Here is a 22,121-nt window from a genome sequence, read left to right as displayed (position 1 = left end):
CGGCGGCCAGTGTGAGAGGCCAATGCACAAAAGCTTCGCCAGTTTCCGGCGAAGCCCGCGATTGTCACACAGCTTTCGGGAAAACCCTAGCGATTTCTCGCGGCGCTCACGACAGCACCGCGCGCACGACGTAGAACAGCAGCGCCGCCAGCACGGCGGTGGCCGGCACGGTCACGATCCACGCCGCCACGATGCGCAAGACGGCCGAGCGCTTGACGATTTCTTTCTTGTAGGCCTTCTTGAAGGCCTTGCGCTCGTTCTTGGCGAACACGGCACCCTCGGCCGCACGCGCCTTCGCCCGGCGCTTCATGTCGGCCAGCATGCGCTTCTTCTCCTGCACCTCGGCCGCCTCGAAGCGCTGCAAGTACGACTCCACCTCCAGCCGGTCGGCGCCCTGGTGCCCGGCGCGCACCACCGCCTCCATCTTGGCGTAGTTCACCTTGAGCAGTTCGCGCAGGAAGCCCACGCCGAACACGGCACCGATCGAGATGTGGGTGGTCGACACCGGCATGCCGAGCTGCGAAGCCACGATCACGGTCAGCGTGGCCGACATCGCGATCGAGTAGGCGCGGATGTTGTCCAGTTCGGTGATCTCCTTGCCCACGGTGCGGATCAGCTTCGCGCCGTACAGGGCCAGCCCCACCGACAGACCCAGCGCACCCAGCACCATGATCCACAGCGGCGTGCCGGCCTTGGTGGCGATGGCGCCGGCCTTGACCGCCTCGTAGATCGCGGCCAGCGGGCCGATCGCGTTGGCCACGTCGTTGGCACCGTGGGCAAAGCTCAGCAGCGCGGCCGAACAGATCAGCGGCCAGGTGAACAGGCGGTTGACACCGTCCTTGCTGTTGTCCTGCGCCAGCGCGCGGCGGGCAATCGGGCCGCGGATCAGCGCCCACACCACCACCGCGATCACCAGCCCGCCCAGCAAAGCCGGCAGGAAACCGACCTTCACCAGCTGACCGAGGCCCTTGAGCATCATGTAGGTCGCGTAGGCCCACACCATCAGCGCGATCAGGATCGGCACCACGCGCGCCGCGGCTTCGGTTTTCTCCAGCTTGTAGGTGACGCTGCGCTTGATCAGGTAGAGAAACAGCGCGGCAACCACCCCGCCCGACAGCGGTGAGACGATCCAGCTGATGACGATGGCGCCGATCGTGCCCCAGTTGACCAGGCCCCAGCCGCCGGCGGCGATCCCCGCGCCCATCACGGCGCCGATGATCGAGTGGGTGGTCGAGACCGGCGCGCCGAGCGCCGTGGCCAGGTTGAGCCACAAGGCGCCGGCCAGCAGCGCGGCGAACATGACCCAGGCAAACAGCGCCGGGTCGGTGATGTCGGCCGGGTCGATGATGCCGCCCTTGATGGTGCCGACCACGTCGCCACCGGCCACGATGGCGCCCACCGCCTCGAACACCGCCGCCACGGCAATCGCCCACCCCATGGTCATGGCGCCCGAGCCCACCGCCGGGCCCATGTTGTTGGCCACGTCGTTGGCGCCGATGTTCATCGCCATGTACGAGCCGACCGCGGCCGCCACGATCAGCAGCCACACGGCCGAGGGGCTCAGACCCGCGCCGGACGCGCCGGTGAGTGCGGCGTACACGCCGGTGAGGAACAGGAACAGGAGCGCGCCGCCGAGCTGAAGCAGCTCCTGGTGGCGCTGGATGAAGCGGTGGTTCTTGGCCATGTGAAATTCTCGTGAACGTCACGATTTTGACATCTCACAGACCGCAGCCCGGCCGCCCGGCCGCCCGGGCGCGACACGCCGACCGCTCAGGCCTTCAGGAAATGCGCGCGGTAGTGCTCCAACTCTTCGATCGACTCGTGCACGTCGGCCAGCGCGGTGTGCAGCTGGCGCTTCTTGAACGCGTCCACCACCGCCGGCTGCCAGCGCTTGGCCAGCTCCTTCAGGGTGCTCACGTCGATGTTGCGGTAGTGGAGGTAGGCCTCCAGCCGCGGCAGGTACTTCACGAGAAAGCGCCGGTCCTGGCCGATGGTGTTGCCGCACAACGGCGAGGCCTGGCGCGGCACATAGCGCCCGATGAAATCCAGCAGCTGCTGCTCCGCCTCGGCTTCGGTCACCGTGCTGGCGCGCACCTTGTCGATCAGGCCGCTTTTGCCGTGGGTGCCTTTGTTCCAGGCGTCCATGGCGTTGAGGACCGCGTCGCTTTGGTGGATCACGATCACCGGCCCTTCCACGCGCGGGGTGAGCTGCGGGCCGGTGATGACCACGGCGATTTCGAGCAGACGCTCTTTTTCAGGGTCCAGACCGCTCATTTCGCAGTCGATCCAGACCAGATTCAGGTCGCTTTTGGCCAGCGTGGCCGGTGGGGTCGGGGTTTCAGCAGACATCGGGGGATTTTCACCGAACGATAGACTCCAGCCCCATGGACCTCGCCGCGCTCGCCTTCACCGCCGTGTTTTGTGCCCTGCTCGTGCTGGGCTTGTTGCTGCGCACCGTGCTGGCCAGCCGCCAGATCCGCCATGTGGCGCGCCACCGGGGCGCCGTGCCGGCGGCCTTTGCCGCCTCGGTCGACCTGGCGGCCCACCAGAAAGCCGCCGACTACACCATCGCCAAGACCCGGCTGAGCCTGTTCAACCTGTCGTTCGAAGCGGCCGTGCTGCTGGGCTGGACGCTGCTGGGCGGCCTGGACCTGCTCAACCAGGCGCTGCTCGGCTGGCTGGGTGGCGGCATGCTGCAGCAGCTCGCGCTGCTGGGTGGCTTCGCGCTCATCGGCGGTCTGATCGGTCTGCCGCTGTCGTGGTACGCGACGTTCCGCCTGGAGGCCCGCTTCGGGTTCAACAAAACGACGCTGGGGCTGTGGATCGCCGACGGCATCAAAGGCGCGCTGGTGGGCGCGCTCGTGGGCCTGCCGATTGCGGCGCTGGTGCTGTGGCTGATGGGCGCGGCCGGGCCCGCGTGGTGGCTCTGGGCCTGGGGCGCCTGGATGGGCTTCAACCTGCTGGCGCTGGTGCTCTATCCCACGCTGATCGCGCCGCTGTTCAACCGGTTCGAGCCGCTCACCGACGAAACCCTCAAAGCCCGTGTGACGGCGCTCATGCAGCGCTGCGGCTTTTCGGCCAGCGGCCTGTTCGTGATGGACGGCAGCCGCCGCAGCGCCCACGCCAACGCTTACTTCACGGGCTTTGGCGCCGCCAAGCGCGTGGTCTTCTTCGACACCCTGCTCGCCCAGCTCAACGCCGACGAGATCGACGCCGTCCTGGCCCACGAACTGGGTCACTACCGACGCCGCCACATCGCCAAGCGCATCGCCGTGATGGCCGCCATCAGCCTCGCCGGCTTTGCGCTGCTGGGCTGGGCCTCGGCGCAGGCCTGGTTTTACGCCGGCCTCGGCGTCCAGCCATCGATGGACACGCCCAACGACGCGCTGGCGCTGATCCTCTTCCTGCTGACCGTGCCGCTGTTGACCGTGTTCCTGTCGCCGCTGCTGGCCCAGCTCTCGCGTGGTCATGAGTTCGAAGCCGACGCTTTCGCCGCCGAACACACCCGCGGCGCCGACCTGGCCAGCGCCTTGCTCAAGCTCTACCGCGACAACGCCAGCACGCTCACGCCCGACCCGGTGTACGCGCGCTTTTACTACTCGCACCCACCGGCCAGCGAGCGGCTCGCCCGCCTGAACGCCCGCCCCGCCGCCGCCTGACCCCTGCCCCGTCATGAACCCGATCCACCGCAACCGCCAGGCCCTCGGCCCCACCGACATCGTCACCCGCCTCACCCAGCTCAACGGCGAACGCGCCGACGGCTGGAAGCTCATCGACGGCGCGCTGGAAAAGACCTTCCGCTTTGGCAACTTCCACGAGACCATGGCCTTCGTGAACGCCCAGGCGTGGATCGCCCACCGCGAAGACCACCACCCCGACGTCAGCTTTGGCTACAACCGCTGCACGTTGCGCTTCAACACGCACGATGTCGACGGTATCTCGGTGAGCGACTTCTTCTGCGCGGCCGCTGTGGACGCGCTGCTGGCTGGCGAATGACGGCCGTCCCGCGCGAGGGACGTGTCGTGGCGGCGCACGGCCGCCACTGCGTGGTGGAAAGCGAGGACGGCGAACGGCGCCTCTGCCACCCGCGCGGCAAGAAAAACAGCGTGGTGGTCGGCGACCGCGTGGCCTGGGCGCCCACGGGCGACGAGGGCAGCGTGGAAGCCGTGCTGCCGCGGCGCAACCTGCTGCACCGGCAAGACGAACTGCGCACCAAGTCGTTCGCCGCCAACATCGACCAGGTGCTGGTGCTGCTGGCAGCCGATCCGGTGTTCAGCGAAAGCCAGCTCGCCCGCGCCCTGATCGCGGCCGACGCCGCCGGGATTGAGGCGCTCATCGTGCTGAACAAGCGCGACCTCACCGCCGCCTTCGAATCCGCCTGGGAACGCCTGACCCCCTACCGCCGCATGGGCACGCCGGTGCTGCCGCTGTGCCTGCAAGCCGGCGCCGACGACGGGCTGGCCACCGTGCAGGCCCGCCTGCAGGGCCGAGCCACGCTGGTGCTGGGGCCGTCCGGCGTCGGCAAAAGCACGCTGGTCAACCGCCTCGTGCCCAGCGCCCAGGCCCAGACCGGCGAAATCTCCCGCGCGCTCAACAGCGGCCGCCACACGACCACGACCACCACCTGGTACTGGATGGACGCGGCGCGCGAATCGGCCCTGATCGATTCACCGGGCTTTCAGGAATTCGGCCTGCACCACCTCGACGCCACTGCACTCGCACAGCACATGCCGGACCTGCGCGCCACGCTGGGCCAGTGCCGCTTCTACAACTGCACCCACCGCCACGAACCGGGATGTGGCGTGCGGGCCCACGTGGGCGCGGACCCGGGCAGCGACCCGCTGGCGATCGCCGACGGACGGCATCGGCTCTACGCCGCGCTGTTCGACGAACTCTCGGCGCCGCCGCGCTACTGAGCGCGCACGGAAACGGACCGGGGAGGTCCGTCAGCCAGTGGGTCAGATGCGAGCGAGCGTGAGCAGCGCCAGCAGCAGCATCCACAACACCACCGAGCGCCAGACCAGCCCGACCACACTGCCCAGGTGGGCCAGCTGCGGATCGGGGCGCGCGCCGGGGTCGGCTTCATCGCCTGCCGCGGCCGGCTCGGTCTGCTCCACCAGCCGCACGTTGAGGGCGCCGGAGGTGGCCGCCAGGACCACGCCGTCGCTGCCCGGGGCAAACCGGGCGGCCTCGCCGCGCCAGCTCGCCACAGCCTCCTCGAAGTTGCCGACGATCGCAAAACCCAGCGCCGTGACGCGGGCCGGCACGTGGTCGAGCCAGCGCCAGGCCGTGGCGGCAGACGCCTGCAGCGCGGCGCTGGGGGTGCCGTCCGGGCGGGCGCGCCAGTGGCGCGACAGGTACTCTGCGAGCCGGTAGATGACCGCACCGGCCGGTCCCAAGCCCACCACCCAACCGGCCACGAAACACACCAGCACCCCGAAGACGTGGCGATGGGCCGCCAGCACCGAATGCTCAATCACCTGGCGCAGCAGTTCGGCGCGCGGCAGGCTGCCCGCGTCCACGCGCAACCACGCCGCCAGCCGCTCGCGCGCGCGCGGCTCGTCGCCCTCGTCCAGCGCGCGGCGGATCTGGCTGAAGTGGTGACTGAACTGGCGAAATCCCAGGGTGACATACAGGATGGCAACCACCCAGGCAAAGGCCAGCACGATGCTGAACGCCCAGAGCGCGTGATAGACCAGCGCCGCCACGACCGAAGGCACGCCCACCGCCAGCAGCCACGCCGCCCAGCCGTGGGCGTGCTGCCCGGCGTCGAGGTTGCGGCGCACCGTGCGGGCCCAGCCGCGCATGGCGCCGTGCACCGGGTTGTCAAAGGCCAGTGGCCGGGCCTGCTCCAGCAGCAAAGCCAGAAGAATCGCGAGGAAACCCATGCACGGATGATAGTGGCGCCGTCGGCCGCCACGACCGGGGGCCCGCCCTCAGGCGCTGAGCAGCCGGTACAGGTTGCGCAACATGCCCGCGGTGGCGCCCCAGATGAACCGCTCGCGGGCCCCGTCGTGCCACGGCATCGAGTACCACTCGCGAACAGTGCCCTCCCAGGTCAGCGCGTGGCGGCGGTGGTGGCGCGGGTCCATGAGAAAGTCCAGCGGGACCTCGAACACATCGGCCACCTCGTCGGGATTGGGTGCCAGCGGGAGGTCCGGCGGCACCAGCGCCACCACCGGCGTCACGTGGAAAGCCGTGCCCGTGACGTACTCCGGCAGCGTGCCAAGCACCTCGACCGCGCTGGGCGGCAGACCGATTTCCTCATGGGCCTCGCGCAGCGCGGCGGCGGTGGCGTCGGCGTCCGCCGCGTCCACCTTGCCGCCCGGCAGGGCGATCTGCCCGGAGTGGGTGGAGAGGTGTTCGGTGCGCTGCGTCAGCACCAGGCTCAGGCGATCGCGGACCACCAGGGGGATGAGCACCGCCGCAGCGGCCGGCGCACGGTCGGCAAACCGCCGCTCGCGCACCAGTTCGGGCGTCCAGACCGGCGGCCGAGCGAACAAGGCGCGCAAGCCGTCGGCGGTGAGCCGTTCGGACGGCGGCAGGGGCAGCGCCGGCACGCCCGGATCCGCGACCACGGGCACGGTGCGTGGATCAAACGGGGGCAATCGCAAGCTCATGGGGCAGGCACACAACCAGAAACAGAACAGGCACAAAAAAGCCGCTCCGGGGAGCGGCTTCTGGGGAAAGGGCCCGGTCAGGCGGCCGACGCCGCGGCGCCCAGCTTTTCCTTGATGCGAGCCGACTTGCCGCTGCGGTCGCGCAGGTAGTACAGCTTGGCGCGGCGAACGTCACCGCGGCGCTTGACCTCGATCTTCGCAATCAGCGGGCTGTACAGCGGGAAGGTGCGCTCCACGCCTTCGCCGTTGGAGATCTTGCGCACGATGAAGCTGGAGTTCAGGCCACGGTTGCGGCGGGCGATCACCACGCCTTCGTAGGCCTGCACGCGCTTGCGGGTGCCTTCAATCACGTTCACGCTGACGATCACGGTGTCGCCGGGGGCGAACGCCGGGATGGTTTTGCCGAGGCGGGCAATTTCTTCCTGCTCGAGGGTCTGAATGAGGTTCATGCTGGTTTCCTGCGATCGTGACCGCGCTGCACTAAAGGCCGCGAATCCGTGGCGGGAGCACTGGGCCCCGCACACCGGTCGCGGCGGCCGGTCAGAGGATCGAAAAGCCGATCATTATAGCCCACCCAGCCGGCGCAGGAAGGCCTCGTCGGCGGCGCTCAGCCGGCCGGCGGCCCGGGCGCGCGCGATCAGGTCCGGGCGCTCGGCCGCCGTCAGGCGCAGGCTCTGCTCGCGGCGGTATCGGGCGATGCGCTCGTGGTGGCCGCCGAGCAACACCGGTGGGACGCCGGCGGCCCCGGCCGGGCCGTCCCAGACCTCAGGGCGCGTGTAGTGCGGGCTGTCCAGCAGCCCGTCAAGGGCCGGGTTGAAGCTGTCCTGCTGGTGGCTGCCCTGGTCCCCCAGCACGCCGGGCTGCAGGCGCGCCACGGCATCGAGCAGGGCCATGGCCGGAATCTCGCCACCGGACAGCACGAAGTCGCCGAGGCTGAGCTGGGCATCCACGCAGGTATCGATGAACCGCTGGTCAATGCCCTCGTAGCGGCCGCACACCAGGATGGCTCCCGCCGGATCATGCGCGCGGGCATCGACGGCGGCGTGGTCCAGGGGCGCACCGATGGGCGAAAACAGCAGCACCGGCGCCGGGGCGTCAGCCGGGTCCGCCCGGTCGCCCCGGATGGCCTGAAGACAGCGCCACAAAGGCTCCGCCATCATGACCATGCCCGGACCACCGCCGAACGGACGGTCGTCCACGCGGCGGTAGTTGCCCTCGGCGTACTCCCGCGGATTCCACAGGCGCACATCGACCTGACGGCTCTCGAACGCGCGTCGGTTGATGCCGTGCGCAAGGAACGGCGCGAACAACTCCGGAAACAGGGTGATGACGTCGAAGCGCATGCGCGGAACGGGCGGCGCCCGGCGGGCCCTCAGTAATCCGGCTGCCAGTCGGCCACGATGCGTCGGGCCGCGCGGTCGACGTCGTCGATGTAGGCGCTGACGAAAGGAATGAGGCGCTCGGCCTCGCGGATTTCTCCGTCCTGCTCGGTCTCAAAGGCCAGCACGAGCACGGAGCTCGGCCCGGTGGGCATCAGGTCGCGCACCACGCCCAGGTTCAAGCCTTCCCGGTTGACGACCGTCAGACCGATCAGGTCCACCCAGTAGTACTCGCCCTCGGGCGTTTCAGGAAACGCGCTGCGCGGCAGGCTGATGCGCACCCCTTTGAGCGACTCGGCCAAAGTCCGGTCGTCCACACCCTCGATGCGGGCCACCACGCCATCGGCGTGGTGCTTGATCTCGGCCACGCCGACCGACACCGCCCCGGCAAACGCCGAAAAGCCGCGCGCGAAGCGGCCTTCGGGCGGCTGGAGAAACCAGTGGGGAGAAGCGAACAGCGCCTCGCTGTCGGCGCTGTAGGGCAGGATGCGGACCCAGCCCTTGATGCCCCAGGCATCCTGGATGCGGCCCAGTTCGACAGCGTCCGCCGGCAAGGCGGCGGCGACCCAGGCCGCGGCGCTCATCGCGCGCTCAGGCTGCCGCTTGCGGGGCCTGCTTGATCAGGCGGGCCACGGTGTCGGACGGGGTGGCGCCCACGCCGATCCAGTGGGTCAGGCGGTCCTGGGCGATGCGCAGGCCTTCTTCGCCGGTCTTGGCCAGCGGGTTGTAGAAGCCGATGCGCTCGATGAAGCGGCCGTCGCGGCGAGCGCGCTTGTCGGCAACGACGATGTTGTAGAACGGGCGCGCCTTGGCGCCGCCGCGGGAGAGTCGAATGACGACCATGATTTATCCTTCGGTGGTGAGTTCGCGTTGAAACTTCGACGCCTCGATTGGGTCTGTGGAACGCTGCCGGCCGACGGACCAGACGATCCCAGACAACCCCAGCGCACAACCCGCTTTCCGGTGGTCTGGGGCGCCAGCGCCCCGAATCCGCTCGACACGTTCCTGCTTCCCGCGTCCTTGCTTCCCCGCTGATCTTCCTGCGTCATCCCAGACACGACTGACCACCCGGCCAGCGAAATGCCGCAAAGCCTGCGATTATAGCCCGTCACCCTTTTTTCGCCACCCCGCCCGGCCTGCTCCTCACGGCTGGGCTGCCACCCTCCTCCGCGACGACATGCCCACCATCCGACCGAGCCTCGACGCCGACCTGCCGGCGATCGCCCGCATCTATGGACACCACGTGCTGCACGGCACCGGCACCTTTGAAACCACCCCGCCCTCCGAGGCCGACATGGCCGCCCGGCGGGCCGACGTGCTGGGCAAGGGCCTGCCATGGCTGGTGGTGGAGGGCGACGACGGCGCGGTGCTGGGGTTTGCCTATGCCAACTGGTTCAAGCCGCGGCCAGCCTACCGGTTTTCGGTGGAAGACTCGATCTACATGGCGCCCGAGTCCGCCGGGCGCGGCCTGGGGCGTCTGCTGATGGCCGAGTTGCTGACGCAGTTGGAGCGTGGCGGCATCCGCAAGGTGATGGCGGTGATCGGCGACTCGGCCAACGCCGGCTCGGTGGGACTGCACACCGCCATGGGTTTTCAACACGCCGGCACCATCGGGGCCTGCGGCTGGAAATTCGGCCGCTGGCTGGACATCGTGCTGATGCAGCGCACGCTGGGCGCAGGCGCCAGCACCCCGCCGGTGGAGGCCTGACATGAGCGCCATCGACGCATCGAAGAAGCTCGCCCCGGCCGTGAACGCCGCGGCCCTGCCGCGGGCGCGCCGGAAAACCGTGGCGGTGGTCCTCGCGTTGCTGCTGGGCAGCCTGGGGGTGCACCGCTTTTACCTGCGCGGTCTGGGTGACTGGGTGGGCTGGCTCTACCCGCTGCCCACGGCGCTGGGCTGGTGGGGCGTGGATCGGGTGCTGACCTACGGGCAGGACGACAAGCTGTCGTGGGTGCTGATCCCCATGCTGGGTTTTGCCATGGCCGCGGCCTGCCTGACCGGCATCGTGTATGCGCTGACCGAGCGCGAGGCCTGGAACCGCCAGTTCAACCCCGAATGGCCCACCGACGCGCGGGCCGGGGCCACGAGCTGGCTGACGATCGGCGCGCTCGTGATGAGTCTGCTGGTGGGCACCGTGTCGTTCATGGGCAGCCTGGCTTTTGGCATCCAGCGCTACTTCGAATACCAGATCGAAGAGGCGCGCAAGATCAGTCAGTGATCGGTCGCGGCGCTCGTCGGGCGGCTCAGCCGCCCACGCCGCCGAACGCCCCGGCCAAACCCATCACCAGGCTGAGCGTGAACAGCGCCAGCGCGGTGGAAATGCCCATGCTGGCGGTGGTGAGTTCCTGGGCCACCTCGTAGCGCTGCGCGAACAGGAACACGTTGGCGCCGATCGGCAGCGCGGCCGCGACCACCAGCACCGTGAACGGCAAGCCGGTGACGCCCCAGGCCCAAGCCGAGAGGGCCACGAGCGCCGGCAGCACCAGATTCTTCGACACCACCAGCCGCAGCGCCGGGCCCCAGTGGCCGCGCAGCGGCGTGCGCGCCAGCGTCACGCCGACCAGCACAAGCGCGATGGGCCCGAAAGCGCTGCCGAGCAACTGCAGCGGCTTGTCGACCACCGCCGGCAGCCCCCAGCCGGTCTGGCCGTAGAGCAGGCCACAGACGATCGGCAGCGGGATCGGGTGGATCAGCGCCCCCTTGATGGCCGATCCCGCGGTCTGCCAGACGTTCGGCGCGCGCTGGCCGCCGTGGCGCGCCTCGCGGGCCACGACCAGCTCCAGGACGATGGAGCCGATGGTCAGCAGGATCAGCGCGTGCACCGACACCAGCGTGAGCAGGGTCACCAACCCCGCCTTGCCGTAAGCGAGTTCGATCAGCGTGATGCCGATCATCACCATGTTGGAGAACGTGCCGGCCAGCGCCATGACCACGCTTTCCCGGGTGAAGCCGCGCCAGGCAATGCTGACCGCCAGCAGGGCCAGCACGGCCGGGAAATACACCAGCACCGGGCGCAGGTCCAGCTGCTCCACGCGCACGGCGCTCATGGTGCGAAACAGCAGCGCCGGGATCAGCAGCAGAAAGACGAGGTTGGAGAGGTCGCGCACCGCCGCTTCGCGGATCCAGTCGCGCCGGCCGGCGAGATAGCCGACGGCAATCAGCAGGAACACGGGCGTGAGGGCGGCAACGACGGGGTGGCTGGCGAGGTTCACGCGGTGATCGTATCGCCGCAGGACCGGGCGCCGGGCTGACCGAAGTCACCCGCGCGGCAACGCGGCCCGGCGCGATCGGCGCGTGCCGGGTGGCGGATCAGGCCGGATCGCCGGCCCCCTCAGCGGCGCCGGGCTCGGCGCCTGGCTCAGCGCAATGGGCGCACGTGCCGTGTACCGCGAGGTCCACCCGGGCCGCCTGGTGGCCGAGTTTTTCCAGGGCGCGCTTGAGGTCGGCAGCCACGGCCCGCGTGGGCTCGCTGGCCTCGGTCAGACGGAACTGGCGGTGGCAGGCGTCGCACTCGAAGCGCGGCACCGGGCCGTCGGCCACGCCGCGCCGGTCGGCGAGGCTGAAGCGCCAGGTCCGGTCGTCGTCGGTGTGGCGCTGCAACACGCCGATGGCGGCGAGCCGGTCCAGCAGGCGGTAGAGCGTCACGCGGTTGACCGCGGCGCCGCGCGCCTGCAAGGCCGCGAGCACCTGCGCGTGGGTCAGGCCCTGCGCCGGGCGGGCAAGGAAAAGACCGATGGCTGCGCGCGTGGCCAGGGTGCGGCGCAGGCCGGCGCGGCTGAGCAGGGCCTGAATGTCCGCGGGGACCTCGGGCGCGGGTCGGACGGCGCGGGACGGGCGTTCGGTGGGGCTGGACACGGGCAGGCTCTTTGACGCAACAGGGTTGCGATATGATCGCACGAAACCGCCCTATCGCAATCGTGTTGCAACATCAGACCCCCGCCGTGAGCGGCCCGCCCCTCCTGTCGCTGCGCGACCTCACGCTCGGTCACGACCGCCACCCGGCGGTGCACCACCTGAGCCTGGACATCGCCGCCGGCCAGCACGTGGCGGTGGTGGGGCCGAACGGCGCGGGCAAATCCACGCTGCTGCTGGCGCTGGCCGGGCGGCTGGCGCCCATGGGTGGCCGCCTGGTGGCGCCGCCGCCCGACACCGTGGGCTGGCTGTCCCAGCACACCGAGGTCGATCCGTCGTTCCCGGTCACGGTGGCCGAATTTGTGATGCTGGGCCGCTGGCACCGGCTCGGTCCGTGGCGCCGCCCGCGCGACACCGACCGCGCGGCCGTGCACGACGCGCTGCACGCCGTGGGTCTCGATGGATTCGCCGCGCGGCCGATCGGCACCCTCTCCGGCGGCCAGTGGCAGCGTGCCCGCTTCGCCCGCCTGATCGCACAAGACGCGCGGCTGATCCTGCTCGACGAGCCCTTCGCAGCGATCGACACCCGCACCACCGACGAGCTGCTGGCCCTGATGCACCGCTGGCACGCCGAGGGCCGCACGGTGATCGCCGTGCTGCACGACCACGAACAGGTGCGTCGCCATTTCGAGACCACGCTGCTGCTGGCGCGGCACCGCGCGGTGTTTGGTCCCACCCGCGAGGTGCTGACCGACGCGCATTGGCGCGACGCGCTGCAGCTGCGCGAAGCCTTCGACGACCACGCCCCCCTGTGCGACGCGGCGCCGGCCGCCTGAGACCCGGGCCTGTGAACAGCATGGACAACTGGCTGGTCGCCCCCTTTGCCGAATTCGCCTTCATGCGCCACGCGCTGCTGGGCTGTGTGGTCCTGTCCCTCGGGGCCGCGCCGGTGGGCGTGTTCCTGCTGCTGCGCCGCCTCAGCCTCACCGGCGACGCCATGGCCCACGCGATCCTGCCCGGCGCGGCGGTCGGCTACCTGATCGGCGGCCTGTCGCTGGGCGCCATGACGATCGGCGGGCTGGCGGCTGGCCTGCTGGTGGCGCTCGGGGCGGGCTGGGTGTCGCGCCACACGGCCTTGCGCGAAGACAGCAGCCTGGCGGCGTTCTATCTGCTGTCGCTGGCCAGCGGCGTGCTGATCGTGTCGGTGCGCGGCGGCCAGGTGGATCTGTTGCACGTGTTGTTTGGCAACGTGCTGGCCCTCGACGGCGCGGCGCTGGCCTTGCTGGGCGGCATCACGGCGGTGTCGCTGCTGGGTCTGCGCCTGCTGTACCGGCCGCTGCTGATCGACAGCCTCGACCCGGAGTTCCTGCGCGGCGTGAGCCGCTGGGGCACCCTGGCCGGCCAGGGCTTTCTGGCGCTGGTGGTGCTCAACCTCGTGGCCGGCTTTCACGCCCTGGGCACGCTGCTGTCGGTGGCGCTGATGGTGCTGCCGGCCGCCGCGGCGCGGCTGTGGGTGCAGCGCGTGGCGCCGCTGATGGTCCTGGCGGTGCTGCTGGCGCTGGGCTGCAGCGTCACCGGCCTGCTGCTGTCGTACCACGCCGAGTGGCCCACCAGCCCGGTGATCGTGCTGTGCCTGGGCGTGGCTTACCTCGTGTCGATGGCGCTGGCGCCCGCTGGGCTGCTGCGCCACCGCCGGCCGGCGCGGCACCACCAGCGGGCCTGACACCATCCCCCGCCCTTTTCCCCCCTTCCCCGCCTTTTCCCGTTTGTTTGTTGTGCCCCGGAGCGTTTCATGATGACTGCCCGCCTCCTTCGCCTCACCCGACCCTCCCGCCGCGCGCTGCTCGCCGCCGCGCTGGCCCTGCCCGGCCTGGCGGTCGCCGCGCCCGCAGCCCCGACCCCGACCCCGACCCCGGTGCGGGCGGTTGCCAGCTTCAGCATCCTGGCCGACTGGGTGCGGGTGGTGGGCGGCGAGCGGGTGGCGGTGGACGTGCTGGTCCCGCCGGGGGCCGACGCCCACGTCTTCCAGCCCACCCCGGCGCACGCTCGGCAGATCGCGCAGGCGCAGGCCGTGTTCTCCATCGGGCTGGGCTTCGAGGGCTGGCTGGGCCGGTTGTTGCAGAGCGCGGCCTACCGCGGCCTGAAGATCGAGGTGAGCCAGGGCATCGAGCCGCTGCGCCTGGCTGGCCACGGCCACGGCCACGGCCACGGCCATGGCCATGGCCACGGCGACGTGGACCCCCACGCGTGGCAGAGCGTGAAACAGGCCATGGTGATGGTCGGTCGCGTGGCCGAAGGGCTGTGCCAGGCCGACCCCGCCGGCTGCGAGACCTACCGCGCCAACGCCGCCGCCTACGCCGGCGAGCTGCGCGGGCTCGATGCCGAGATTCGCACGGCGTGGGCGACAGTCCCGGCGGAACAGCGCCGCGTGATCACCACGCACGACGCCTTCGGCTATTACGCGCGGGACTACGGTGTGCGCTTCCTCGCCGCGCGCGGCGTGAGCACCGAGGCCGAGCCGTCGGCGCAGGGCATCGCGCGGCTGATCCGGCAGGTGCGGCAGGAGAAGGTGCGCGCGTTGTTCGTGGAGAACATCAGCGATCCGCGCCTGATCGAGCAGATCGCCCGCGACACCGGCGCGCGGCCGGCGCCGGAGCCGCTGTTCTCCGACGCCCTGTCGCCCGCCGGCGGGCCGGCGCCGAGCTACGCAGCATTGATGCGCCACAACACGCGCGCCCTGGTGCGCGCGGTGCGCGGCGACTGAATCGCCCCGCCACCGGGCCACGCCGGCGACGGGCTCGCGGTCCGGGGCGGCCTACACTGAGCGCCCCGCCCTCCCCGATCGCGCGCCGTGCCCGTCTCCCACCTGTTGCTCGCCCTGGCCGTCGTCGCGGTCTGGGGCACCAATTTCGTGGTCATCCGCTGGGGGCTCGACGGCCTGCCGCCATTGCTGTTCGCGACGCTGCGCTTTGCGGCCTCGGCCTTGCCCTGGTTGCTGTTCGTGCCGCGCCCGGCCGCGCCGTGGTCGCGGCTGGTGGCCTTCGGCGTGTTGCTGGGCGTGGGCCAGTTCGGGCTGCTGTTCCTGGCGATGGATGGCCACATCTCGCCGGGCCTGGCGTCGCTGGTCGTGCAGACCCAGGTGTTCTTCACCATCGGGCTGTCGCTGTGGTGGCTGCGCGAGCGCGTGCAGCCGCACCAGCTGGCCGGACTGGGCCTGGCCATGGCCGGGCTGGGGGTGATCGCCGGTCACCTGGACGCGACCGTCACGCCGCTGGGGATCGCGCTGGTGCTGGGCGCCGCCCTGAGCTGGGCCGGCGCGAACCTGGTCGTGAAGTCGCTCGGGCCGGTGAACATGCTGCACTTCATGGTGTGGAGCAGCCTGTGCGCGGTGCCGCCGCTGCTGGCGCTGTCGCTGGCGGTGGAGGGGCCGGCGCGCGTGGTGGCGGCGCTGCACTCGACCGGGCCCGGGGTGTGGGCCAGCGTGGCGTGGCAGGCGGTGGGCAACACGCTGTTCGGCTATGGCGCGTGGAACTGGCTGCTCGCGCGGCACCCCGCGGCCACGGTCACGCCAACCGCCCTGCTGGTGCCGGTGTTCGGGCTGGGGGCGTCGGCGCTGGCGCTGGGCGAGGCGCTGCCGGGCTGGAAGCTGGGCGCGGCCGGGCTGGTGATGTCCGGCCTGGCGCTCGGCCTGCTGTGGCCGCGGCTGCGCGCACGGCTCGCGGCGGGGGCCTGAGGCAGCGCCCGTGCGTCAGCGCGCCAGCCGCCGGAAGGTCTGACGGAACTTCGCCACCTTGGGCGCGGCCACGGCCAGGCAATAGCCCTGGTGCGGGTTGCGCTCGAAAAAGTCCTGGTGGTAGTCCTCGGCCGGCCAGTAGTTCGACAGCGGCGCCACCTCGGTCACGATGGGGCGACCGAAGGCGTTGGCCGCGCTGAGTTCGGCGATCAGGGTGCGCGCCTCGGCCTCCTGCTCCGGCGTGGTCACGTAAATCCCGCTGCGGTACTGCGTGCCCACGTCGTTGCCCTGGCGGTTGAGCGTGGTGGGGTCGTGGACGACGAAGAAGATCTCCAGCAGCTCGCGGGTGCTGACCTCGGCCGGGTTGTAGGTCAGGCGCACCACCTCGTTGTGCCCGGTGTCGCCGCCGCAGACCTGCTCGTAGGTCGGCGCCTTCACATGGCCGTTGCTGTAGCCCGACTCCACGTCGGTCACGCCGCGCACGGCCTTGTACACCGCCTCGGTGCACCAGAAACAGCCGCCGCCCAGCACCAGGACAGGGAGGGAATCGGTCGGGTGGGTCATGGCGGCTCCTGGGATGGTGGATGGTGAAGTCGATGGGAGATGCGGTGTGTCGGCGTGGCGGCCGGATTCTTTCAAAGACCCGATGCCCCTGCGGGCGGGGGTGGATGGCCAGGGGCCGCGGGCGGGGGCGCGACCGCACGCACCGCCTGCACAAAGGCCCCCAGCGCCGCCTGCTCGCGCCCGCTCTTCCACAGGCAATGGGTTTCATAAGGCGGCGTGGGCTCGGCCACCGGCCGGAACACCGCCCCGGGCAATCCGGCCTGCGCCAGCGCCGCCGGCACCAGCGCCACGCCCAGGCCCTGCGCGACCACCGACACCACACTCAGCCAATGCCGCAACTCGACGCGCACATCCGGCGCAAAGCCGTGGTCGGCACACAGGGCGAGCAGGCGGTCGTGGTAATCGGGCGACACGGCGCGCGCGATCGCCACGTACGGCTGCCCCGCCAGCCGCGCCACCGGCAGCGTGTCGGCCTCGGCCAGCGGGTGGCCGGCCGGCAGGCAGGCCACGAAGGGCTGGCGCGACACCAACACCTGCGAAAAGCCGGCCGGCACGCGCGTGGTGTGCACAAAGCCGGCGTCCAGACGGCCGTGCTGCAGCTCAATCAGCTGGTCGCTGGAGCTGAGCTCGCGCAGCGTGAGGCGCAGGCGCGGGTGGTCGGCCGCGAAAGCCCGCAGGATCGGGGGCAGCCCGCGGTAGAGCACGGTGCCGGCGAAGCCGACCTGCAGCCGGCCGGCCACGCCCTGCGCCACCTCGCGCGCCTCGCGCGCGGCGGCGGCGGCGCCGTCCAGCAGCGCCCGCGCCGGCGACACCAGCGCCTCACCGGCCGGCGTGAGGCTCACGCCGCGGCTGTTGCGCACGAACAGCGCCACCCCCAGCGAGGCTTCGAGCTGCTGGATGCTCAGCGACAGCGGTGGCTGTGTCATGGAGAGGCGCTGCGCCGCGCGCCCGAAATGCCGCTCCTCGGCCACCGCCAGAAAACAACGCAGGTGTCGCAGCTCCATGAATATCAATCCTGTATTGATGAATACATCATTGATATTAGACAGCTATGCATCGACCGCCGACAATCCGCCCACCGCGCCCGAGCGCCCCCATTCACCGGAGACACCCCATGCTCGCACCGACCAAGGCCAAAGCCAGCTTCCGCTGGGACGATCCCTTTTACCTCGACGGCCAGCTCACCGACGACGAGCGCGCCGTGCGCGACGCGGCCCACGCCTATTGCCAGGAGCGCCTGGCCCCGCGCGTGACCGAGGCCTTCCGCAAGGAAATCACCGACCCGGCCATCTTTCGTGAGATGGGCGAGCTGGGCCTGCTGGGCGTGACGATCCCCGAGGCCTACGGCGGCGCGGGCCTGAACTACGTGAGCTACGGCCTGGTGGCGCGTGAGGTGGAGCGCGTGGACTCGGGCTACCGCTCGATGATGAGCGTGCAGAGCTCGCTGGTGATGGTGCCGATCTTCGAGTTCGGCACCGAGGCCCAGAAGCAGAAGTACCTGCCCAAGCTGGCGCGCGGCGAGTGGATCGGCTGCTTCGGCCTGACCGAACCCAACCACGGCTCCGACCCCGCCAGCATGGTCACGCGCGCCCGGAAGGTGGCCGGCGGCTACAGCCTGAGCGGCAACAAGATGTGGATCAGCAACAGCCCGTTCGCCGACGTGTTCGTCGTGTGGGCCAAGGACGATGAAGGCGCCATCCGCGGCTTCATCCTCGAGAAAGGCATGAAGGGCCTGAGCGCGCCGGCGATCCACAGCAAGGTCGGTCTGCGTGCCTCCATCACCGGCGAAATCGTGATGGACAACGTGTTCTGCCCCGAGGAGAACGCCTTCCCCGAGGTGCGCGGCCTCAAGGGTCCGTTCACCTGCCTCAACAGCGCGCGCTACGGCATCGCCTGGGGTGCGCTGGGCGCGGCCGAGGACTGCTACGCGCGCGCCCGCCAGTACGTGATGGACCGCCAGCAGTTCGGCCGGCCGCTCGCCGCCAACCAGCTGATCCAGAAGAAGCTGGCCGACATGGTCACGGAGATCAGCCTGGGCCTGCAGGGATGCCTGCGCCTGGGCCGACTCAAGGACGAAGGCCTGGCCCCGGTCGAGCTGACGTCCATCCTCAAGCGCAACAGCTGCGGCAAGGCGCTGGACATTGCACGGCTGGCGCGCGACATGATGGGCGGCAACGGCATCAGCGACGAATTCGGCGTCGCCCGCCACCTGGTGAACCTGGAGGTGGTCAACACCTACGAAGGCACCCACGACATCCACGCGCTGATCCTGGGCCGCGCGATCACCGGCATCGCCGCGTTCTCCAACTGACGCGCCACGGCGCGGCTCCAGCCTCCCGCTGAAGCCGCCCCGACCGCCGACCAGGACCGCCGCCCCGGCGGTCTTTTTTTTGGGGCCCGTGCGGCCCGGCCCCACGGCCTCGGGGCTGGCACGCATTCTGTTAGTTTCGGGGTATGTCCCTGTCGCTCGATTTCCTGGCCTTGCCGCTGCTGGGCGCCGCCGCGCTGGTGTTCATCAGCGTGCTCGCCGGCGTGGCTTCGGCGCGCGCCGGCTTCTCGTTCCTGGTGGTGTTTCTGGCGGTCGGCATGCTGGCGGGCGAAGACGGTCCCGGCGGCTTCCGGTTCGACGACTTCCGGCTGAGCTTCTGGGTCGGCAACGTGGCGCTGGCGGTCATCCTGCTCGACGGCGGCCTGCGCACCGCGCTGCCCACCTTCCGCACGGGTCTGAAGCCCGCGCTGGGGCTGGCGACCGTGGGCGTGGTGGTCTGCGCGGCCATCACCGGGGCGGCTGCGCACTGGCTGCTGGACCTGCCGTGGACACTGGCGCTGCTGGTGGGCGCGATCGTGGGCTCCACCGACGCCGCCGCGGTGTTTGCGCTGCTCAAGTCTTCTGGCGTGACGCTCAACGAGCGCGTGGCGGCGACGCTGGAGATCGAGTCGGGCATGAACGACCCGATGGCCATTTACCTCACGCTGACCTGCATCGGCGTGGCGCTGGCCACCGCCGCCGGTCTGGGCACCGGCATCACGCCGATGGGTGTGGTCGGCAGCCTGCTGGAGCAGTTCGGCTGGGGCACGGCGATGGGACTGGCCGGCGGCTGGGGGTTGGCCGAGCTCCTCAAGCGCATGGGGCGCGGGAACGACGGTGGCGGCGGCATCCGCGCGCTGCTGATCGTCTCTGGCGGTCTGGCGGTGTTTGCCGGCACGACCTGGCTGGGCGGCTCCGGCTTTCTGGCGGTCTATGCGATGGGTGTGGTGGCGGGCAACCGCGCGCGACGGCAGGTGCGCACCTCGCTGTCGGCCCTGGACGGCTATGCCTGGCTGGCGCAGGCCGGCATGTTCCTGCTGCTGGGCCTGCTGGTCACGCCCAGCGAACTGCTGCGCACCCTGTTGCCGGCGCTCGGGGTGTCGGCGGTGCTGATGCTGGTGGCACGCCCCTTGTCGGTGTGGCTCTGCCTGGCGCCGATGCGCTTTCCGCGGCACGAAATCGTCTTCATCAGCTGGGTGGGCCTGCGCGGCGCGGTGCCCATCGTGCTGGCGGTGTTTCCGCTGATGGCGGGCGTGCCCGGGGCCACGACCTTCTTCAACGTGGCCTTCGTGGTGGTGCTGAGCTCGCTGCTGCTGCAGGGCTCGACGATCGGCTGGGCCGCCCGGCGCACCGGCGTGGCGCTGCCCGACCTGGACGACACGCAGGAAGCGCGCGAGGTGTTTGGCGACTTCGACCTGGCCGGGACCACGCCGATGGAGGCCTTGTGCGGCTTCTACGGCTTGCCCGTGCCCGCGGCGTCCGACCAGTCGGTGGCCGACTGGCTGCGCACCGAACTCGGGCGCCCGCCCGTTGTGGGCGACAGCGCCACGCTGGGGCACGCCGAGATCAGCGTGCGCACGATGGACGGCGGCGCGATCACCCACGTGGGCATTCGGCTGGGCTAGCCGCGCGGGCGACGCCCCGGCGCCACGAGCGGCCGCAAGCGACCCCGAACGACCGCGGGCGTGACCACGGCGGCCCCAGCCACGTCCGCCGGCCACCCACCGCCGGCCACGTTTACCCGCCGTTCACCCGCGGGACAGGTGGAGGTCAGCCCGGTGGGGTATATTACTAACCGATCGGTCATTAACTGCCATGCCCCGCACACCCACCCCCGACGCCCCGTCCGCCGCCCGGCCCCGCCGCGCGCGGCGCAAGGAAGCGCGCCCGGGCGAGCTGGTGCAGGCGGCGCTGTCGCTGTTTGTGGAGAAAGGCTTCGCGGCCACCCGGGTGGAGGAAGTGGCGGCGCGCGCCGGCGTCTCCAAAGGCACCCTCTTCCTCTACTTCCCCAGCAAGGAAGAACTGTTCAAAGCGGTGGTGCACGAAACCATCGCCGGGCGTTTTGCCGAATGGAACGAGGAGTTCGAGCGCTTCGAAGGCGACAGCGTCGAACTGGTGCGCTATTGCATGCACTCGTGGTGGGAGCGGATCGGCATGACGCAGGCCTCGGGCATCACCAAGCTGGTGATGAGCGAAGCCGGCATGTTTCCCGAGATCGCGGCCTTCTATCAGCAAGCCGTCATCGGACCGGGGCACGATCTGATCCGCCGCATCCTGCAACGCGGGGTGGACCGCGGCGAGTTTCGTCCCCTCAACCTCGATTACGCGGTGTACGGCCTCATCGCTCCCATGATCTTCCTGCTGATGTGGAAACACTCGATGGCGCCTTGTGCCAGCGCCGCGGGCCAGTCCATCGACCCCCTGACCTTCATCGACAACCAGCTCGACCTGCTGCTCGGCGGCATGCTGGTGCGCCGCTGACCACCCCACCCCCTCCCTCCCATGCGTTTGCCCCAGACCCGCGCCGCCCGTGTTCAGCTGGCCCTGTTGTTGTTGCTCGTGGTCGCGGTGGCGTGGGGCGTGGGGCGGGCGCTGCACAAGCGTGAGGCCACCGCCGCCGCGGCCCGCAGCGCGGCCCAGAGCCTCCAGGAGGCGCCGGTGTATCGGCTGGCGCCGGCGGATGTGATCGCGGTGGCCAGCGTCGAGCTGGTGCAGGCGGTGCCGGTGTCGGGCTCACTCAAGGCCCTGCAAACGGCGGCGGTGAAGGCGCGGGCGGCCGGTGAACTGCGGGGTCTGAGCAAGCGAGAAGGCGACCCGGTGCGCGCCGGCGAGGAGCTCGCCCGCATCGACCCGACCGAGGCCCAGGCCCGGGTGCGCCAGGCCGAGCAGCAGGCGGCATCGGCCGAGGCGCAGGTGGCGATCGCCCAGCGCACGCAGCGCAACAACGAAGCGCTGGTCACGCAGGGCTTCATCTCCCCCACCGCGCTGGACACCTCCAGCGCCAACCTCGCGGCCGCGCATGCCAACCACCGCGCCGCGCTGGCCGCGCTGGACATCGCCCGCAAAGGCCTCGCCGACACGGTGCTGCGTTCGCCACTGGACGGCCAGGTGTCGGCCCGGCTTGCGCAAAACGGCGAGCGCGTGGCGCTGGACGCGCGGGTGCTGGAGGTGGTGGACCTCAGCGCGTTCGAGATCGAGGCCGCGGTCTCGCCCGGCGACGCGGCGCCGCTGGCGGTCGGCCAGTCCGCGCGGCTGCGGATCGAAGGGTTGCCCGCGCCGGTGGATGCGGTGATTTCTCGCATCAACCCCAGCGTGCAGGCCGGCAGCCGCAGCGTGCTGGTGTATCTCACGGTCAAGGCCGCGCCGGGCATGCGCCAGGGCCTGTTCGCACAGGGCACGGTGGCCGTGGGCAAGACCACCGCCACCGCCGTGCCGCAATCCGCCGTACGCAACGACCAGCCGCAACCCTACGTGCAGGTGCTGCGCGATGGCGTGGTGGAACACGTCGCCCTGCGCGACGGCCTGAGCGGCCTGCGTGGCGACGAGCCCATGCGGGCGGTGCCACTGCCCGCGGGCACCCCGGTGCTGGCCGCCAGCGCGGGCGCCCTGCGCGCCGGCACGCGGGTGCAGGCGCCCGACGCCCGCTGAGCCTGGGAAGCACGCA

25 protein-coding genes are annotated in these 22,121 nt (G+C 70.7%); 13 read left to right on the top strand and 12 right to left on the bottom strand.

Annotated features, from left to right (window positions below):
* Positions 1-106 precede the first annotated feature (106 nt).
* Entirely contained in the window at positions 107-1,684 is a 1,578-nt protein-coding gene (locus AC2D80_RS03190) for an inorganic phosphate transporter (protein ID WP_484631528.1), read from the bottom strand.
* Positions 1,685-1,770: 86 nt separating this feature from the next.
* The gene (gene orn / locus AC2D80_RS03185) at positions 1,771-2,349 is read right to left on the bottom strand and encodes an oligoribonuclease (protein ID WP_484631527.1); all 579 of its coding nucleotides are present in this window, start codon (positions 2,347-2,349) and stop codon (positions 1,771-1,773) included.
* A 35-nt stretch (positions 2,350-2,384) separates the two neighbouring features.
* On the opposite strand from orn, the gene AC2D80_RS03180 reads away from it, so the two are divergent.
* From AC2D80_RS03180 to rsgA, 3 genes are read left to right on the top strand one after another with little or no spacing between them, the layout of a single operon-like run.
* A complete protein-coding gene (locus tag AC2D80_RS03180; RefSeq protein ID WP_484631526.1) occupies positions 2,385-3,659 on the top strand; it encodes a M48 family metallopeptidase in 1,275 nt (424 codons plus the stop codon).
* 13 nt (positions 3,660-3,672) lie between these two features.
* The gene (locus AC2D80_RS03175; protein ID WP_484631525.1) at positions 3,673-3,996 is read left to right on the top strand and encodes a 4a-hydroxytetrahydrobiopterin dehydratase; all 324 of its coding nucleotides are present in this window, start codon (positions 3,673-3,675) and stop codon (positions 3,994-3,996) included.
* Entirely contained in the window at positions 3,993-4,916 is a 924-nt protein-coding gene (gene rsgA, locus AC2D80_RS03170) for a ribosome small subunit-dependent GTPase A (RefSeq protein ID WP_484631524.1), read from the top strand. The genes AC2D80_RS03175 and rsgA overlap by 4 nt, the downstream gene beginning before the upstream one ends.
* 42 nt (positions 4,917-4,958) lie before the next feature.
* Here the strand turns inward: rsgA and AC2D80_RS03165 are convergent, their stop codons facing one another.
* The 6 genes from AC2D80_RS03165 to rpsP form a co-directional block, all read right to left on the bottom strand.
* Positions 4,959-5,888 carry a CobD/CbiB family protein gene (locus AC2D80_RS03165; RefSeq protein ID WP_484631523.1) on the bottom strand — a complete coding sequence of 310 codons (930 nt, stop codon included), beginning with the start codon at positions 5,886-5,888 and terminating at the stop codon, positions 4,959-4,961.
* A 48-nt stretch (positions 5,889-5,936) separates the two neighbouring features.
* Positions 5,937-6,620, bottom strand: a complete 684-nt coding sequence (locus AC2D80_RS03160; protein WP_484631522.1) for a CoA pyrophosphatase — start codon at positions 6,618-6,620, stop codon at positions 5,937-5,939.
* A gap of 77 nt (positions 6,621-6,697) precedes the next feature.
* The gene (gene rplS / locus AC2D80_RS03155) at positions 6,698-7,069 is read right to left on the bottom strand and encodes a 50S ribosomal protein L19 (RefSeq protein WP_484631521.1); all 372 of its coding nucleotides are present in this window, start codon (positions 7,067-7,069) and stop codon (positions 6,698-6,700) included.
* A gap of 114 nt (positions 7,070-7,183) precedes the next feature.
* Positions 7,184-7,963 (bottom strand): tRNA (guanosine(37)-N1)-methyltransferase TrmD, encoded by a 780-nt coding sequence (gene trmD / locus AC2D80_RS03150; protein WP_484631520.1) that lies wholly within the window; start codon positions 7,961-7,963, stop codon positions 7,184-7,186.
* A gap of 29 nt (positions 7,964-7,992) precedes the next feature.
* Positions 7,993-8,583 (bottom strand): ribosome maturation factor RimM, encoded by a 591-nt coding sequence (gene rimM / locus AC2D80_RS03145; protein WP_484631519.1) that lies wholly within the window; start codon positions 8,581-8,583, stop codon positions 7,993-7,995.
* 7 nt (positions 8,584-8,590) lie between these two features.
* Positions 8,591-8,842: a 30S ribosomal protein S16 gene (gene rpsP, locus AC2D80_RS03140; RefSeq protein WP_484631518.1), complete on the bottom strand. Its 252-nt coding sequence runs from the start codon at positions 8,840-8,842 to the stop codon at positions 8,591-8,593.
* A gap of 334 nt (positions 8,843-9,176) precedes the next feature.
* Here rpsP and AC2D80_RS03135 point away from each other — a divergent pair, with 334 nt between their 5' ends.
* Together AC2D80_RS03135 and AC2D80_RS03130 are read left to right on the top strand one after the other, a co-directional pair.
* Entirely contained in the window at positions 9,177-9,707 is a 531-nt protein-coding gene (locus tag AC2D80_RS03135; protein WP_484631517.1) for a GNAT family N-acetyltransferase, read from the top strand.
* Between the two features lies 1 nt (position 9,708).
* Positions 9,709-10,218: an NINE protein gene (locus tag AC2D80_RS03130; RefSeq protein WP_484631516.1), complete on the top strand. Its 510-nt coding sequence runs from the start codon at positions 9,709-9,711 to the stop codon at positions 10,216-10,218.
* A gap of 25 nt (positions 10,219-10,243) precedes the next feature.
* Here AC2D80_RS03130 and AC2D80_RS03125 read toward each other — a convergent pair whose 3' ends face one another.
* Both AC2D80_RS03125 and AC2D80_RS03120 read right to left on the bottom strand, forming a co-directional pair.
* Entirely contained in the window at positions 10,244-11,212 is a 969-nt protein-coding gene (locus tag AC2D80_RS03125; protein ID WP_484631515.1) for an AEC family transporter, read from the bottom strand.
* A 97-nt stretch (positions 11,213-11,309) separates the two neighbouring features.
* Entirely contained in the window at positions 11,310-11,855 is a 546-nt protein-coding gene (locus AC2D80_RS03120; RefSeq protein WP_484631514.1) for a Fur family transcriptional regulator, read from the bottom strand.
* A gap of 86 nt (positions 11,856-11,941) precedes the next feature.
* On the opposite strand from AC2D80_RS03120, the gene aztA reads away from it, so the two are divergent.
* The 4 genes from aztA (at position 11,942) to AC2D80_RS03100 (ending at position 15,585) form a co-directional block, all read left to right on the top strand.
* Complete coding sequence (gene aztA, locus AC2D80_RS03115) at positions 11,942-12,688, top strand: zinc ABC transporter ATP-binding protein AztA (protein ID WP_484631513.1); 747 nt, start codon at positions 11,942-11,944, stop codon at positions 12,686-12,688.
* A 20-nt stretch (positions 12,689-12,708) separates the two neighbouring features.
* A complete protein-coding gene (locus AC2D80_RS03110) occupies positions 12,709-13,575 on the top strand; it encodes a metal ABC transporter permease (protein WP_484632635.1) in 867 nt (288 codons plus the stop codon).
* Between the two features lie 69 nt (positions 13,576-13,644).
* Positions 13,645-14,616: a metal ABC transporter solute-binding protein, Zn/Mn family gene (locus AC2D80_RS03105; protein WP_484631512.1), complete on the top strand. Its 972-nt coding sequence runs from the start codon at positions 13,645-13,647 to the stop codon at positions 14,614-14,616.
* A gap of 87 nt (positions 14,617-14,703) precedes the next feature.
* Positions 14,704-15,585: an EamA family transporter gene (locus AC2D80_RS03100; protein WP_484631511.1), complete on the top strand. Its 882-nt coding sequence runs from the start codon at positions 14,704-14,706 to the stop codon at positions 15,583-15,585.
* A gap of 15 nt (positions 15,586-15,600) precedes the next feature.
* Here the strand turns inward: AC2D80_RS03100 and msrA are convergent, their stop codons facing one another.
* Both msrA and AC2D80_RS03090 read right to left on the bottom strand, forming a co-directional pair.
* Complete coding sequence (gene msrA / locus AC2D80_RS03095; protein WP_484631510.1) at positions 15,601-16,149, bottom strand: peptide-methionine (S)-S-oxide reductase MsrA; 549 nt, start codon at positions 16,147-16,149, stop codon at positions 15,601-15,603.
* A gap of 71 nt (positions 16,150-16,220) precedes the next feature.
* On the bottom strand, positions 16,221-17,153 hold the full coding sequence (locus AC2D80_RS03090; protein ID WP_484631509.1) for a LysR family transcriptional regulator: 933 nt from the start codon (positions 17,151-17,153) through the stop codon (positions 16,221-16,223).
* A gap of 110 nt (positions 17,154-17,263) precedes the next feature.
* Here AC2D80_RS03090 and AC2D80_RS03085 point away from each other — a divergent pair, with 110 nt between their 5' ends.
* The 4 genes from AC2D80_RS03085 to AC2D80_RS03070 all read left to right on the top strand — a co-directional run bounded on the left by AC2D80_RS03085 (position 17,264) and on the right by AC2D80_RS03070 (position 22,105).
* Positions 17,264-18,460: an acyl-CoA dehydrogenase gene (locus tag AC2D80_RS03085; RefSeq protein WP_484631508.1), complete on the top strand. Its 1,197-nt coding sequence runs from the start codon at positions 17,264-17,266 to the stop codon at positions 18,458-18,460.
* Positions 18,461-18,603: 143 nt separating this feature from the next.
* Entirely contained in the window at positions 18,604-20,082 is a 1,479-nt protein-coding gene (locus AC2D80_RS03080) for a potassium/proton antiporter (protein ID WP_484631507.1), read from the top strand.
* 190 nt (positions 20,083-20,272) lie between these two features.
* Positions 20,273-20,938 (top strand): TetR/AcrR family transcriptional regulator, encoded by a 666-nt coding sequence (locus AC2D80_RS03075; protein ID WP_484631506.1) that lies wholly within the window; start codon positions 20,273-20,275, stop codon positions 20,936-20,938.
* Between the two features lie 21 nt (positions 20,939-20,959).
* Positions 20,960-22,105 carry an efflux RND transporter periplasmic adaptor subunit gene (locus AC2D80_RS03070; RefSeq protein WP_484631505.1) on the top strand — a complete coding sequence of 382 codons (1,146 nt, stop codon included), beginning with the start codon at positions 20,960-20,962 and terminating at the stop codon, positions 22,103-22,105.
* Positions 22,106-22,121: the final 16 nt, after the last annotated feature.

It is taken from the genome of Hydrogenophaga sp. T66 (assembly GCF_057219855.1).
This window is presented reverse-complemented; position numbering and strand designations above follow the sequence as displayed.

What these genes read in the sequence shown, in the direction of transcription:
- AC2D80_RS03175 (WP_484631525.1), top strand. Translation starts at nt 3,673, where the DNA reads ATGAACCCGATCCACCGCAACCGCCAGGCCCTCGGCCCCACCGACATC.
- AC2D80_RS03165 (WP_484631523.1), bottom strand. Translation starts at nt 5,888, where the DNA reads ATGGGTTTCCTCGCGATTCTTCTGGCTTTGCTGCTGGAGCAGGCCCGG.
- AC2D80_RS03090 (WP_484631509.1), bottom strand. Translation starts at nt 17,153, where the DNA reads ATGGAGCTGCGACACCTGCGTTGTTTTCTGGCGGTGGCCGAGGAGCGG.
- msrA (WP_484631510.1), bottom strand. Translation starts at nt 16,149, where the DNA reads ATGACCCACCCGACCGATTCCCTCCCTGTCCTGGTGCTGGGCGGCGGC.
- rplS (WP_484631521.1), bottom strand. Translation starts at nt 7,069, where the DNA reads ATGAACCTCATTCAGACCCTCGAGCAGGAAGAAATTGCCCGCCTCGGC.
- rsgA (WP_484631524.1), top strand. Translation starts at nt 3,993, where the DNA reads ATGACGGCCGTCCCGCGCGAGGGACGTGTCGTGGCGGCGCACGGCCGC.
- AC2D80_RS03085 (WP_484631508.1), top strand. Translation starts at nt 17,264, where the DNA reads ATGCTCGCACCGACCAAGGCCAAAGCCAGCTTCCGCTGGGACGATCCC.
- AC2D80_RS03080 (WP_484631507.1), top strand. Translation starts at nt 18,604, where the DNA reads ATGTCCCTGTCGCTCGATTTCCTGGCCTTGCCGCTGCTGGGCGCCGCC.
- AC2D80_RS03075 (WP_484631506.1), top strand. Translation starts at nt 20,273, where the DNA reads ATGCCCCGCACACCCACCCCCGACGCCCCGTCCGCCGCCCGGCCCCGC.
- AC2D80_RS03070 (WP_484631505.1), top strand. Translation starts at nt 20,960, where the DNA reads ATGCGTTTGCCCCAGACCCGCGCCGCCCGTGTTCAGCTGGCCCTGTTG.
- AC2D80_RS03190 (WP_484631528.1), bottom strand. Translation starts at nt 1,684, where the DNA reads ATGGCCAAGAACCACCGCTTCATCCAGCGCCACCAGGAGCTGCTTCAG.
- AC2D80_RS03180 (WP_484631526.1), top strand. Translation starts at nt 2,385, where the DNA reads ATGGACCTCGCCGCGCTCGCCTTCACCGCCGTGTTTTGTGCCCTGCTC.
- orn (WP_484631527.1), bottom strand. Translation starts at nt 2,349, where the DNA reads ATGTCTGCTGAAACCCCGACCCCACCGGCCACGCTGGCCAAAAGCGAC.
- trmD (WP_484631520.1), bottom strand. Translation starts at nt 7,963, where the DNA reads ATGCGCTTCGACGTCATCACCCTGTTTCCGGAGTTGTTCGCGCCGTTC.
- AC2D80_RS03130 (WP_484631516.1), top strand. Translation starts at nt 9,709, where the DNA reads ATGAGCGCCATCGACGCATCGAAGAAGCTCGCCCCGGCCGTGAACGCC.
- AC2D80_RS03135 (WP_484631517.1), top strand. Translation starts at nt 9,177, where the DNA reads ATGCCCACCATCCGACCGAGCCTCGACGCCGACCTGCCGGCGATCGCC.
- AC2D80_RS03160 (WP_484631522.1), bottom strand. Translation starts at nt 6,620, where the DNA reads ATGAGCTTGCGATTGCCCCCGTTTGATCCACGCACCGTGCCCGTGGTC.
- rpsP (WP_484631518.1), bottom strand. Translation starts at nt 8,842, where the DNA reads ATGGTCGTCATTCGACTCTCCCGCGGCGGCGCCAAGGCGCGCCCGTTC.
- AC2D80_RS03110 (WP_484632635.1), top strand. Translation starts at nt 12,709, where the DNA reads ATGGACAACTGGCTGGTCGCCCCCTTTGCCGAATTCGCCTTCATGCGC.
- AC2D80_RS03105 (WP_484631512.1), top strand. Translation starts at nt 13,645, where the DNA reads ATGATGACTGCCCGCCTCCTTCGCCTCACCCGACCCTCCCGCCGCGCG.
- rimM (WP_484631519.1), bottom strand. Translation starts at nt 8,583, where the DNA reads ATGAGCGCCGCGGCCTGGGTCGCCGCCGCCTTGCCGGCGGACGCTGTC.